General features: G+C 55.9%; 13 protein-coding genes and 1 pseudogene. 4 read left to right on the forward strand and 10 right to left on the reverse strand.

The annotated features are described in order from the left end of the window. Positions 1-47 precede the first annotated feature (47 nt). Positions 48-1436 carry a 1-acyl-sn-glycerol-3-phosphate acyltransferase gene (locus MHN28_RS10895; RefSeq protein ID WP_239338951.1) on the reverse strand — a complete coding sequence of 463 codons (1389 nt, stop codon included), beginning with the start codon at positions 1434-1436 and terminating at the stop codon, positions 48-50. A gap of 135 nt (positions 1437-1571) precedes the next feature. On the opposite strand from MHN28_RS10895, the pseudogene MHN28_RS10900 reads away from it, so the two are divergent. From MHN28_RS10900 to deoD, 3 genes and pseudogenes are all read left to right on the forward strand, one after another. After that, positions 1572-3548: pseudogene (locus tag MHN28_RS10900) on the forward strand (methylmalonyl-CoA mutase family protein); the annotation flags it as partial. Between the two features lie 119 nt (positions 3549-3667). Next, entirely contained in the window at positions 3668-3988 is a 321-nt protein-coding gene (locus MHN28_RS10905) for an H-NS family nucleoid-associated regulatory protein (protein ID WP_255732652.1), read from the forward strand. 24 nt (positions 3989-4012) lie between these two features. Then, positions 4013-4726 carry a purine-nucleoside phosphorylase gene (deoD, locus tag MHN28_RS10910; RefSeq protein ID WP_239338955.1) on the forward strand — a complete coding sequence of 238 codons (714 nt, stop codon included), beginning with the start codon at positions 4013-4015 and terminating at the stop codon, positions 4724-4726. A gap of 274 nt (positions 4727-5000) precedes the next feature. On the opposite strand, the gene MHN28_RS10915 is transcribed toward deoD, so the two are convergent. Then, positions 5001-5147, reverse strand: a complete 147-nt coding sequence (locus MHN28_RS10915; protein ID WP_239338957.1) for a hypothetical protein — start codon at positions 5145-5147, stop codon at positions 5001-5003. A gap of 137 nt (positions 5148-5284) precedes the next feature. Further along, a complete protein-coding gene (locus tag MHN28_RS10920; RefSeq protein ID WP_170562789.1) occupies positions 5285-6064 on the reverse strand; it encodes a succinate dehydrogenase iron-sulfur subunit in 780 nt (259 codons plus the stop codon). Between the two features lie 162 nt (positions 6065-6226). Here MHN28_RS10920 and MHN28_RS10925 point away from each other — a divergent pair, with 162 nt between their 5' ends. Beyond that, the gene (locus MHN28_RS10925) at positions 6227-7282 is read left to right on the forward strand and encodes a glycosyltransferase family 4 protein (protein ID WP_239338959.1); all 1056 of its coding nucleotides are present in this window, start codon (positions 6227-6229) and stop codon (positions 7280-7282) included. A gap of 13 nt (positions 7283-7295) precedes the next feature. On the opposite strand, the gene MHN28_RS10930 is transcribed toward MHN28_RS10925, so the two are convergent. The 7 genes from MHN28_RS10930 to MHN28_RS10960 form a co-directional block, all read right to left on the reverse strand. Beyond that, a complete protein-coding gene (locus MHN28_RS10930) occupies positions 7296-7997 on the reverse strand; it encodes a hypothetical protein (RefSeq protein ID WP_239338961.1) in 702 nt (233 codons plus the stop codon). 208 nt (positions 7998-8205) lie between these two features. Further along, on the reverse strand, positions 8206-10014 hold the full coding sequence (gene sdhA, locus MHN28_RS10935) for a succinate dehydrogenase flavoprotein subunit (protein WP_239338963.1): 1809 nt from the start codon (positions 10012-10014) through the stop codon (positions 8206-8208). 23 nt (positions 10015-10037) lie between these two features. Then, positions 10038-10409, reverse strand: a complete 372-nt coding sequence (gene sdhD / locus MHN28_RS10940) for a succinate dehydrogenase, hydrophobic membrane anchor protein (protein WP_239338965.1) — start codon at positions 10407-10409, stop codon at positions 10038-10040. An 11-nt stretch (positions 10410-10420) separates the two neighbouring features. Then, positions 10421-10804, reverse strand: coding sequence for a succinate dehydrogenase, cytochrome b556 subunit (gene sdhC, locus MHN28_RS10945; protein ID WP_239338967.1), 384 nt, complete (start codon positions 10802-10804; stop codon positions 10421-10423). 199 nt (positions 10805-11003) lie between these two features. Further along, positions 11004-11666: a DUF1194 domain-containing protein gene (locus MHN28_RS10950; RefSeq protein ID WP_239338969.1), complete on the reverse strand. Its 663-nt coding sequence runs from the start codon at positions 11664-11666 to the stop codon at positions 11004-11006. 45 nt (positions 11667-11711) lie between these two features. Then, positions 11712-12740 (reverse strand): MaoC family dehydratase, encoded by a 1029-nt coding sequence (locus MHN28_RS10955; protein WP_239338972.1) that lies wholly within the window; start codon positions 12738-12740, stop codon positions 11712-11714. After that, on the reverse strand, positions 12740-12946 hold the full coding sequence (locus MHN28_RS10960; RefSeq protein ID WP_170332370.1) for a DUF1737 domain-containing protein: 207 nt from the start codon (positions 12944-12946) through the stop codon (positions 12740-12742). Before MHN28_RS10960 ends, MHN28_RS10955 begins: the two co-directional genes overlap by 1 nt. Positions 12947-12955: the final 9 nt, after the last annotated feature.

Here is a 12955-nt window from a genome sequence, read left to right on the forward strand (position 1 = left end):
TGGCCTTCGAGAAATAATGCAATAGATTTTGGTGCTATTTTGAAATTTTATGACCCAGCGGATGCAGAAACTTCTTTCGCGACCGCAGCATCATCCCCGCCTGAATTCAGCGGGGCTGAGGCCGCATAGTAGTGCAATAGATCAACCCTTTGGCCGGATTGAGAAATTTTTCCGGCATTTCGCTTGAGTATCCGCCTCTCGACCAGTTGGTTGATGGCATCCTTGATCGAGGTCCGGTTTTCTTTGTCCGAAATTCCGTTGCGTCGCATATGATCGGCAATCAGGTCGATAGCATCGGCCTCGGACATTTCTCCGTGCTCTTGCACCAGCCAACACGCGGCTGGTGCCGGGACCAGGGGGATTGCATCACTTATCCGCGCCATCAGGTCGCGCGCCAGATCGGTCATCAAATCCCGCTTATGCGTCGCCCGAAAAGCGTGCAGCGATATTGGTTCGCCGTATCTGACAGACGCCAGACCGAACCTCTTGTAACGGCCAATAACGCGCCGCCAGACCTGTTTGAGAATCCACCGGGTGATCACTCCGATTCTGGCGCGAAATCGGCGTTCAGTGCCAAGCGCGGCCCGGGTCAGGATTGTGTCCTCCAACACGCGGTCATAGTTCAGCGCCACCGGCACGAACACCACGTCGCGCCCGTCTACGGTGGTTCCGTCGATTATGTACTTGAGCAGCCCAAGCTTCGGGCGCCCCAGACCACCCGTGAGGCTCAGCCCCCCTTCAGGGAACATGGCCTGAGTGACGCCGGCTTCGGTCGCATGCCGTACGTAGCAGGACAGAATCTGCCGATACAGATCACTACCCGACCTGCGGCGGATAAAGTATGCCCCCATCGCACGGATCAACCGGCTTAGCGGCCAGACACGAGCCCACTCGCCCACCGCATATGACAAGGCGGAATGTTCCGCAGCAAGATACGTAACCAACACGTAATCCATGTTGCTGCGATGATTCATGACAAAAACAACCGTTGCATCCGGATCAATGTTCTTGACCGCCGTTTCGTCCTGGTAGCTGAGACGCACATGATAGAACGCATTGCTCAACAACCGGGCCACGCGGATCGCAAAGCTGAAATAGGCAACGGCAGAAAAGGAGGGGACAATCTCCCGCGCGTAACGCCGGGCCTTCTCGAACGCCACCGCCTCGGGGACCCCTGTTTCGCGTGCATGTTCCTGAACCGCCTGCCCCACCTGCGGGTCATAGATCAGGCGTTGGATCATGTCGTGACGGCGCGCCAATTTAAAGGGTTGAATCGGCCGCTGCAGGCGAGTGTTCAATTGTTTGACGGCCCGTTCAAGGCGGCGTCGAAAGAACCATCGCACTGATGGAAACAGAAAATGCGAAGCCAGAGTGACCATGGCAAACACCACGATCAGCAAAAACAGCCAAAGCGGAAGTTCCACGGTCTGAGTCATGCACGCACCCTGCCACCAAATATAATGGGCTACAATCTGAAGAACCAGATATGCCGCGATGCAGCGAATTGACATATCCCGAAAATTGCGCTTTAGAGGCCGTGAACGTAATTTTGTTGCCCACCTAACTCACGAGGTCCAGCTATGACGCAGACGCAGAAAGATCGCCCCTGGCTCATCCGAACCTATGCCGGTCATTCCACCGCCAAAGCGTCAAACGCATTGTATCGTGGGAACCTTGCAAAGGGTCAGACGGGTCTTTCTGTTGCGTTCGATCTGCCGACTCAGACCGGGTATGACAGCGACCACACTCTGGCGCGCGGCGAAGTGGGCAAAGTGGGTGTGCCCGTCTGCCATCTGGGTGACATGCGGGTGCTGTTTGACGAGATCCCTCTGGAACAGATGAACACGTCGATGACGATCAACGCGACGGCCCCTTGGCTGCTTGCGCTATATATCGCCGTGGCAGAGGAACAAGGCGCGGATGTCTCCAAGCTGCAGGGCACCGTTCAGAACGATCTGATCAAGGAATACCTGAGCCGCGGCACCTATGTCTGCCCGCCGAAGCCGTCGCTGAAGATGATCGCGGACGTAGCAGAGTATTGCTATACGAACGTGCCGAAATGGAACCCGATGAATGTGTGTTCCTATCACCTGCAAGAGGCTGGCGCGACGCCGGAACAGGAACTGGCTTATGCTCTGGCCACAGCCATCGCTGTGCTGGATGAGCTTCGCCCCCGTGTCCCAGCGGAAGATTTCCCCGCACTTTGCGGACGGATTTCGTTTTTTGTGAACGCGGGCATCCGGTTTGTCACCGAGATGTGCAAAATGCGCGCCTTTGTTGATCTTTGGGACGAAATCCTGCAAGAGCGCTACGGCGTTGAGAACGCAAAATTCCGCCGTTTCCGCTATGGCGTTCAGGTCAACTCGCTGGGCCTGACGGAGCAGCAGCCAGAGAACAACGTCTACCGCATCCTGATCGAGATGCTGGCCGTTACTTTGTCGAAAAAAGCCCGCGCACGTGCGGTGCAATTGCCCGCATGGAATGAAGCACTCGGTTTGCCGCGCCCATGGGATCAGCAATGGTCGATGCGGATGCAGCAAATTCTGGCTTATGAAACCGACCTTTTGGAGTACGGGGACCTGTTCGACGGCAACCCGGCCGTGGAGGCGAAGGTCGAAGAACTGAAGGAAGGCGCTCGCGCCGAATTGGCCAACCTGGATTCCATGGGCGGCGCGGTTGCTTCGATCGAGTATATGAAGTCCCGCCTGGTGGATTCGAATGCGGAACGCCTGAACCGAATCGAGCGGAATGAAACCGTTGTCGTTGGCGTAAACAAATGGATCGAAGGCGAACCCTCGCCCCTGCAAACCGAAGATGGCGGCATCATGGTCGTCGATCCGGCCGTTGAGCAGGAACAAATCGACCGCCTGAATGAATGGCGCAGCGATCGCGACGACGCAGCCGTCGCGGCTGCGCTGGCCGCACTGCGCGAAGCAGCACAGACCGGAGCCAACGTCATGGAGCCGTCGATCGCGGCAGCCAAGGCTGGCGTCACCACCGGTGAATGGGCAGAAGAAATGCGCAAAGTCTACGGCACCTATAGGGGGCCAACCGGCGTGTCGGGTTCGGTCTCAAACAAGACTGAAGGATTGGACGGCCTGCGCGCCGCGGTGGATGCGGTCAGCGACAAGCTGGGTCGCCGCCTGAAATTCCTGGTGGGAAAACCCGGCCTGGATGGTCACTCGAACGGCGCCGAACAGATCGCGTTCCGCGCACGCGATTGCGGCATGGACATCAGCTATGAAGGCATTCGTCTGACGCCTGAGGAAATTGTGACCGCCGCTGCCGAAGACGATGCGCATGTGATTGGCCTGTCGATCCTGTCCGGAAGTCATATTCCGTTGGTACAGGATGTCATGACCCGCCTGCGCGACGCAGGTCTGGGCCATATTCCGGTCGTTGTCGGTGGTATCATTCCCGATGACGATTCCGCCAAGCTAAAGGCCATGGGCGTCGCGAAAATCTATACACCCAAGAATTTTGAGTTGAATGCGATCATGGGCGACATCGTTACCCTGGTCGATCCACAAAACCTCGCGGCTGAATAACAAATCGGCATTTTTTGTTCGTCCTGTTTCTATCCCCTGACTAAAAGGGGATAGATAATCCTTCTGTTTGGAATTACGGTGTGCCATCGGGGGCACCGTCAAATAACCAATGGAGAAGAATGGTGGGGACAAATCTTGAAAACCTGTCACGTAAAGAACTGCTGGAATTACGCGATCAGGTTGAAAAAGCGCTGGTAGACGCCGAAAAACGCGAACGGAAAGAGGCATTGCAGGCTGCTGAAAAAGCCGCGGCGGAATTCGGATTTTCTTTGTCAGAACTGGCAAAGGATTCACCGCTTTCTACCAAAGGCCCGAAATCAAATGCGAAATACCGCAACCCGGCTAATCCAAAACAAACATGGTCGGGTCGGGGACGTAAACCGCAATGGATTCATGACGCGTTGAAATCCGGTGCAGATATCTCGGATTTGGAAATCTGAAGTCTAATTGGAACTGATCCCAAAATGACAATTCATATTGGCGCCGAAAAAGGCGATATCGCAGAAACAGTTCTTTTGCCCGGTGATCCTTATCGGGCAAAATGGGCGGCCGAAACGTTTTTGGAAGACGTAAAGCAGGTCAATGACGTGCGGGGCATGCTGGGCTTTACCGGAAACTGGAAAGGTAATCCCGTCACAATTCAGGGTAGCGGTATGGGAATGCCGTCCCTCTCGATCTACGTCAACGAACTGATCCGGGATTTCGGTGCTAAAACACTGATCCGCATCGGTTCCTGCGGTGGAATGCAGGACAGCGTCAATGTCCGGGACGTCATCCTTGCGATGACCTCGACCACGCTCAGCACGCCGTCGCGCGGCATCATGAAAGAGCTGAACTTTGCCCCCTGCGCCGATTGGGGCCTACTTCAGGGCGCGGCTCAGGCAGCGGCTGCCAAAGGCACGCCAACCCATGTCGGTGGCATCTATTCGTCGGATGTTTTCTACGATGAGCGCCCCGACCTGAACGAACAGATGGTTCGGCACGGTATTCTCGGGGTCGAGATGGAAGCTGCTGAATTGTATGTTCTCGCAGCACGCCACAAGTGCCGGGCACTGGCTGTTCTAACCGTTTCCGATCACTTGCTGACCGGAGAAGCGTTGCCGTCTTCCGAGCGCGAGCGCAGCTTCGGGGATATGGTTGAAATCGCCCTGCAAGCAGCATTCCCAGCGTCACAGTAAGACCGCGCAGGGTGGGAAACACCACCCTGTCCGCATCCTACTTGTCCTTCAGACAACGTGTTGGCGAGTCAGCGCCCTGTTGCTGTGCCCCGCAAAATGCACAGACCCAAACGCCTTCTTTCCGGTGTTGCCGCCAACGGCAATCGCGGGTCAATGATGACGTGCGTGACCGCCACAAAAAATATGCAAATACACCGCCAGCGAGGATGAGAAGCAAAATGGGCATGTCAATGCATGGCCCATTTTGAGTGCTTACCGCAAGCCCAACGTCGCTTTAAGCAGCGTTTGCGTATTCGAACAGTTCTGGTTCGCGTTGATCTTCCGCCGCCGCAGGAACAGGCGAATAGTATGCCCAAGCTTGATCTAGCAACTCCAGCGCTTCGGCAGGACTTGTCGTGGATTGTGGTTCTTGATTTTGCATCGGAGCGGTTCCGTTCTCGGTAACATCACTCCTCCCTGATCGAAAGATAGCGGGGATCGAGGGGCGTCGCATTGCATAAATTTGCAATCTCGACATGCGCTCACCGCAAGGCGGCAAGCGCATGATTTTAAACCGCTTTAAACCGCGCGATCGACCATCATCTTCTTGATTTCGGCAATTGCCTTGGCCGGGTTCAGACCCTTCGGGCAGGTCTTGGCGCAGTTCATGATCGTGTGGCAGCGATACAGTTTGAAGGGATCTTCCAACTCGTCCAAGCGCTCACCCGTCGCTTCATCCCGGCTGTCGATGATCCAGCGATATGCATGCAGCAACGCGGCGGGGCCAAGGTAACGGTCCCCATTCCACCAATAGCTCGGGCACGAGGTCGAGCAGCTAGCACACATCACGCATTCGTACAGACCATCCAGCTTTTTGCGGTCTTCGATGGATTGCTTCCACTCTTTCGCGGGACGGTTCGTTTTGGTTTCCAGCCACGGCATGATGCTTGCATGCTGTGCGTAGAAATGGGTCAGGTCGGGAATCAGATCCTTAACCACCGGCATGTGCGGCAGCGGATAGATTTTCACGTCGCCCTTGATCTCATCCATCCCGTAGATGCAGGCCAAGGTGTTAATCCCGTCGATATTCATCGCGCAGGATCCGCAAATCCCCTCGCGGCAAGAACGCCGGAACGTCAGCGTCGGGTCGATCTCATTCTTGATCTTGATCAGCGCATCCAGAACCATCGGACCGCAGCTGTCCATATCGACGAAGTAGGTGTCGACGCGAGGGTTTTGGCCATCGTCCGGGTTCCAGCGGTAGATCTGAAACTTACGAACGTTGGTCGCGCCTTCAGGCTTGGGCCAGGTTTTTCCGGTCGTGATCCGGGAGTTCTTTGGCAGGGTGAGTTGTACCATTTCCGACCTCGCTAAAATCCCGCCAATAGATATACTCCGCAGCGCAGAAAGCCAACCTTTAACCTTGAAAACACCCAGGAAAATTGGGCGTTTTCATCTTTACAATCCCGTTTCGCACAAAGAACGTACGGGTTGAGAAAATGGCTGGGTGCAGGACCGCAAATGCCGACAAAAGTCGTCAACATACCCTACGGAACAAAGAACCCATATCAGGATATGATGTATTCTGCTTGCGGGCCGGAATTCTGCCTGACCGGCCCCCGAAATGCACCTCTTTCCGAGTTTGCAAAGGCTGATTTTCAGCCCGATAAAGGAATAATTCACATTCACTGGGACGACCGCCTGTTTCCCGAGCCTGAGGCCGCCAGTCAGGAATCTGCATTCATCGCCGCACGCACTGGTCTGAAGCAATATCAGGCAAATGGTGGGCGTTTGATCTGGACCATTCATAATCAGTTTGCTCACTCCGAAGAGGGCGAAACGAACTATTTTCGAGAGAACCGCCGGCAACTGGCGCAAATTGTCGATCTGATTCACGTCCACACCCCCCATGCCGGACAACATATGATTTCTGAGTATGGCGCCGACCCAGACAAGTTGCGATTAATCCCGCATCCCAGCTATTTGGGTGTTTACGAGCCGGCTGCGCTGACGCTGAAGCGGCCAATGGCTATTCGTGATCACACCCGGTTTTTGACTTTTGGCACTATGCGCAGCAGCCGTCAGTTGGACCGACTTCAGCAAGCGTCCAAGAAGCTGACCAATCGCGGTTACGAATTTCACTTGTCGGTCGTTGGACGGGTGTTCCCATCTGGGCGGCGATTGATGCGTCGCATGCGAGTAAACCCCAACATTTCAGTTGTACCAAATCGTATTCCCGACGATGAAATTCCCAGCGTGTTTTCCCAGGCGCACGCCTACATACTGCCGTCGACTACAACGTTTACATCCGGCACAGCCATGCTGGCCCAAACCTTCGGCCTGCCGATCATTGGCCCCGACATTGAACCGCACAAACAGACAACTCCGGAAGCTTGCCATGACCTGCTTTACCCCGTCGAAAGTCCAAGAGGTTTGATCCGGACCATGATCCGCGTTATCGGAATGTCGAAGGAAGAGCTTACCGAAAAGCGGCAGGCTTGTATCGATTTCGCAAAGAAACGGCACCCAGATTGCGTGTCCAGTGACTTAAAGCGCGCCTTGTCGGAACTGGTTTGATTTCAGCGCAACTTCACTCGGCGACTTCAATTGCGCGACCAGCAAAAACCGCAATTTCCTCCAGAACAGCTTGGGGTGTGCGTTTGGTGAAGGTTTTAAAAATTGTCTCGTGTTCCCCTTCGACTGGAACGCGCCCGACAAATCCCCACTCATCCCGATTGATGACCCAGCTTTCGATTCCATGTTCGTACAACCAGCGTGCATAGCGAACATCCACAAACTTCTGACTGGTTTTCATGTACTCGTAGGGCGCAATATTTTTGCCCAAAGCAACCAAACCGCCAGTTCCAAGCTGATCAACACGCTGCATGTTAGCCTGCGGGCGACCGAATTTTATAGACGTTCTTTGATGTGCGTTTTTCGGAGATTGGCTGGTATACGTTGATCCATGCGTACCAATGACCACTTTGGTCGCGTCATGATCTTCCAGGCACTTCACCATCCGCCGAACATAATTCTCGCTGTAATTCAGATCGTCATCGACCAAAAAAACGATGTCGTCGGGATCGGGAGTGGTGATGAACTTGCCGACATCTTTCTGATCCTCTTCAGGCACAAAGGCGCAAATCTTGGGGTGATCCCGGTACTCGGCTGGTACTTCGCCCCATTCGTTCAGACACAAGTGGAGCGTATCGACCTGATCAATGATCGAACTCAGCGCCTGCGGCAACATCTTCTCCCGCATTGGGTAGGACGCCATATGAGCTCTGATCATCGTCGTGTTTCCTTTCGATGTGGTTGAACCAAACACAGCTGACAAAGACCTAGCAGTTTTTCCATCTGAGTTTCGAGACACTTGTTCAAATCAGGCTGCCAAAGAATGCAGGAAGGCCGCAGACAAGAAATCTGCGGCCTTCAGTTTTAGTCGTTTAGCACGCCGAGCACTCAATTTGCGTGAGGCTCAATCCAGCGCTTCCGCTTTGTCAGAACGTCCGCGCCTTGGGCGCGATTTTCTTCAGGCTGATTCCGCCTTCATCCTCGGTTGTCAGCGGATCAACAATGACCGGGCGATAGCTGAGCTCGACCTTGTTGCCCTCGACCCGGGAAACGGTGTGAACGCGCCAGTTTTCGTCGTCACGCTCGGTGAAATCCTCGTGCGCGTGGGCACCGCGGGATTCCTTACGCGCCTCGGCACCGACGATGGTGGCCAACGCACTCGGCATCAGGTTGGTCAGTTCCAGCGTTTCCATCAGGTCACTGTTCCAGACTAGCGAGCGGTCGCTGACTTTCAGGTCTTCCATCTTGGCGGCGATCGCCGTCATTTTTTCGACGCCTTCGGCCATGGTCTTGGCGGTCCGGAAGACGGCGGCGTCTTCCTGCATGGTGCGCTGCATCTCAAGCCTCAGATCAGCGGTGGCGATCTCGCCGGATGCATTGCGAACCGCGTCGAAGCGGTCAAATGCCTTGTCGACCGAGGCCTGATTCAGCACTGGGTTGGGCGCTTCAGCATCCACAACCTTGCCCGCCTTGATCGCAGCAGCGCGGCCAAACACGACAAGGTCGATCAGCGAATTCGAACCCAACCGGTTCGCACCGTGAACTGATGCGCAACCCGCCTCACCCACAGCCATCAGGCCGGGGACGACAGCGGTCGGGTTCTCGGCTGTCGGGTTCAGAACCTCACCCCAATAGTTCGTCGGGATACCACCCATGTTGTAGTGAACGGTCGGTAGAACCGGGATCGGCTCCTTAGTGACATCCACGCCCGCAAAAACGCGCGCCGATTCCGAAATACCCGGCAGGCGTTCGGCCAGAGCTTCGGCTGGCAGGTGGCTGAGGTTCAGGTGGATGTGGTCACCGTTGTCACCGTGACCACGACCTTCGCGGATTTCCATGGTCATTGAACGCGAGACGTAATCCCGGGGTGCGAGGTCCTTGTATTGGGGCGCATAGCGCTCCATGAACCGCTCGCCTTCCGAGTTGGTCAGATATCCGCCCTCACCCCGTGCGCCCTCGGTAATCAGGCAGCCAGAGCCGTAGATGCCGGTCGGGTGGAACTGAACGAACTCCATATCCTGCAGTGCGAGACCCGCGCGGGCCACCATGCCGCCACCGTCACCGGTGCAAGTGTGCGCCGAAGTCGCGCTGAAGTATGCCCGGCCATACCCGCCGGTCGCCAGCACCACCATTTTAGCGTTGAAGACGTGCATCGTGCCGTCGTCCAGCTTCCAGCAGACGACGCCCTGACACTGCCCGTCCTCGGACATGATCAGGTCGATGGCAAAGTATTCGATGTAGAACTCGGCGTTGTTCTTCAGCGACTGACCATACAGCGTATGCAGGATCGCGTGGCCGGTCCGGTCGGCGGCGGCACAGGTCCGCTGCACGGCGGGGCCTTCGCCAAATTCGGTCGTGTGGCCGCCAAAGGGGCGCTGATAGATTTTGCCTTCCTCGGTCCGGCTGAAGGGCACACCGTAATGCTCCAGCTCGTACACAGCCTTGGGAGCCTCGCGCGCGAGGTATTCCATCGCGTCGGTGTCACCCAGCCAGTCCGAGCCCTTGACGGTGTCATACATGTGCCACTGCCAGTGGTCCGGGCCCATGTTGGACAGGGAAGCAGCAATACCGCCCTGCGCGGCAACAGTGTGTGAGCGTGTCGGGAATACCTTGGTCACGCACGCCGTGCGCAGGCCCTGCTCGGCCATACCCAGGGTCGCCCGCAGACCTGCTCCGCCAGCGCCGACAACAACCACGTCATATTCGTGTGTTTCGTATTCGTATGCAGCTGTCATTTATCTTGATCCTTACCGCGCGTTCACAGAGCCAGCTTGATCAGGGCAAACAGCCCCGCAGCAATCAGAGTGTAGCCAAAAGCCGCGACGGCCATGAGGCTCAGCTTCTCTGCAACACCGTGGACATAGTCCTCAATCGCGACCTGAGTCTCGCGGACCAGATGGATAATGACGACGACCATTGTCAGGCCAGTCACAATCGCCGGGAAGGGACGGCTGTAGTAGGCCAGAACCTCTTCATAGGATCTGCCCAACCCGTTTGCGAAGACGAAAACAAACAGCGGTACGAGAATGACAAGGGCCGCCGAGCTGACCATCATCTGCCAGTGATGATGTGTGCCTTCTCCGCCGGCACCGGTTCCCTGCGCGCGTTTGCGGTCAGTGAGATAGTTCATTGCCAGCCTCCTTAAACCGCAATTGCCGTGATGAATGCGAGGATGGTGGCCAGTACCAGCATGCCAATCCCCATCTTCTCGGAAATCCGGACATCAACGCAATACCCCAGATCCCAGATCACGTGACGCAGGCGGCCCAGCATGTGATAGAAAATCGCCCAAGTCGCAGCGAACATCACCAGATCACCCAGCCAGCTTCTCATCAGACCGTCGATGAAATCGAACGACGCCTCGGATGTTGCGGCTGCCAGGAACCACCAAACGACAAAAAATGCGATCACAAGCGACGCAATGCCGGTGATACGTACAAGGATCGAAGTCACCGAGGTCAACTGTGGACGATAGATCGTAAGGTGTGGTGAAAGAGGGCGATTGCCCCGATTTACATCGGCCATGTTGGCTCCTTTACGGTTGGCTTCCGAAGGTTTTACCGTTTTTTGCCGTTCTGTCACGTGCTGCAGTTGCAAAAAAGCCGATAATTCACGCAAAATGTCGGTTATTTACTGAATGTGATCACACAAAATAAACTCGTGATCACAAAAACTTCCCGATTGACTTGATGTTAGCGCCTGCAGTTCCGAATCTGCAATGCGTCTACTTTAATTCAGCGGTTTGTTGGGTCACTTCCCTCAGCAATTTCTTGCGAATACGTTCGGGATAGTCGGCAAAACCCGAGGCTGAGACGACAAAGGCCCCCTCGCCGACGATGACGTTTTCAAAGAAATAAGCAGTCAGGTCCGGTTCGCTTTCCTCGATCGCGATTGCGTTTACAGTCACCCCTCGCGTCCGCAGAATTCTATGCACTTCCGATGGCTCGACCCCTTCGTTGGACACGCCATCGCCCGATATGTCGATCAGGTGCCGTGTGCAGTGTGAGACCTCATCAAAACTGGACATTGTCATCTCCAACGCCTCTCCAATCGCAGTCGAGAAGTTGCGCCAGACCCTTGGGTCGCGGGCCACCCTATCCGCAAACAGATCAATCGTTTCGAAGCTGTCGATACGTGTCCAGGGAACTGTTACCTTCTGGCGAGAAGACCCGGTCCACTGCACAAGCATCACGTGAGCCTGCCCACGCACAAGCGCCTCAGACACGATCGGATCACGCAATCCTGCTGCCAGACCGTCCATTTGGATTCTGTACTCAGTCGAATCGACCGAGCCAGAAACATCTACGGCCAGAGCCAATGCCAAGTCGCAGGCCAAGGCAGGCGGGGTCAGGCAAAGGCAGGCAGCGATTGAACGAAACAGGACCATGATCGCAGCCTAGCACGATTGCAGCAGGCTGCGATCAAATGAATGTCAGACCGGCATCAGCGCCCAATAATCCAAATCGAGCAAAACGTTGGGCAGGTACCGACCGTCTTCGTCTTTTAGTTCAAACGGCTCTCCGCCCTTGGTGGCGACCAGCCGCAGACGTACCGCACCAACGCCCGGCACAGAGGTTTCAGCTTTGTCCAGAACCTCGGACCAAGCCTTGATCGTGTCGCCCGCAAAGCAGGGGTTGGCGTGTGCGCCGCCGTTCAGGCCGACGATCATTTGCGCGTTTGCCAGACCGTTGAACGACAGGGTCCGCGCCATCGAGATCACGTGTCCGCCATAGATCAGCCGCCCTTCGGGGCGGAAGGTCAGGTCGAAATGCACCTTGGCGGTGTTCTGCCACAGGCGCGTGGCCAGCATATGCTCGGCCTCTTCAACGGTTACGCCATCGACGTGATCGATGGTTTCACCAACCTCATAGTCACCCCAGCGATGCGCCTCACCAGCCTGGCTAAAATCGTATTTCGAGAAATCGAGGCCCTGCGGCACCACTAGATCCTGCGGATCGAGCGCCTTTTTCAGCTCTGGCACAACTGTCTCTGGCGCCGGTGCATTGGAGTTTTCCTTGCGCACCATGACCCAGCGCACGTATTCGATCACAACCTCGTCACGCTGGTTCAGCCCACGGGTGCGGACCCAGACTACGCCGGTCTTACCGTTCGAGTTCTGCTTGACCCCGATCACCTCGGATTCTGAGCGCAGCGTGTCGCCGGGATAAACTGGCTTCAGCCAGCGCCCCTCAGCATAGCCCAGATTGGCCACAGCATTCAGCGAGACGTCTGGTACGGTCTTGCCAAACACGACATGAAACGCCGCCAGATCATCCATCGGGCTTTGAGGCAGACCACAATTCCGGGCGAACTCGTCCGAGGAATAAAGCGCATGTCTCGCTGGATAGAGCGCATGATAGAGCGCCCGCTCGCCATCGGTCACTGTCCGCGGCACGGCATGGTGCAGAACCTGACCAACGGAGTAGTCCTCGAAAAAGCGGCCCGGATTGGTTTTTGCCATTATTGCTGTCCCAGTTTCATGTCAGGTGAATAGTCGGCCTCGACCTCTTTGGTCACGGCCTGTGCGCAACGCATCATGCGGCTGTTTTCGTCATAGGCGTAGGATGGGTCGCCATACAGCTCCCACCCTTTTGCCAGCGCATCTGACACTTTGTGGCAGAAGGCGGATGTGTCTTCCTCGGTCAACAGACGGTAGAGTTTCGCCATGGTGTCAAA

Origin of the sequence: Ruegeria sp. Ofav3-42 (assembly GCF_022347725.1) — a bacterium.
Taxonomy (GTDB): domain Bacteria; phylum Pseudomonadota; class Alphaproteobacteria; order Rhodobacterales; family Rhodobacteraceae; genus Ruegeria.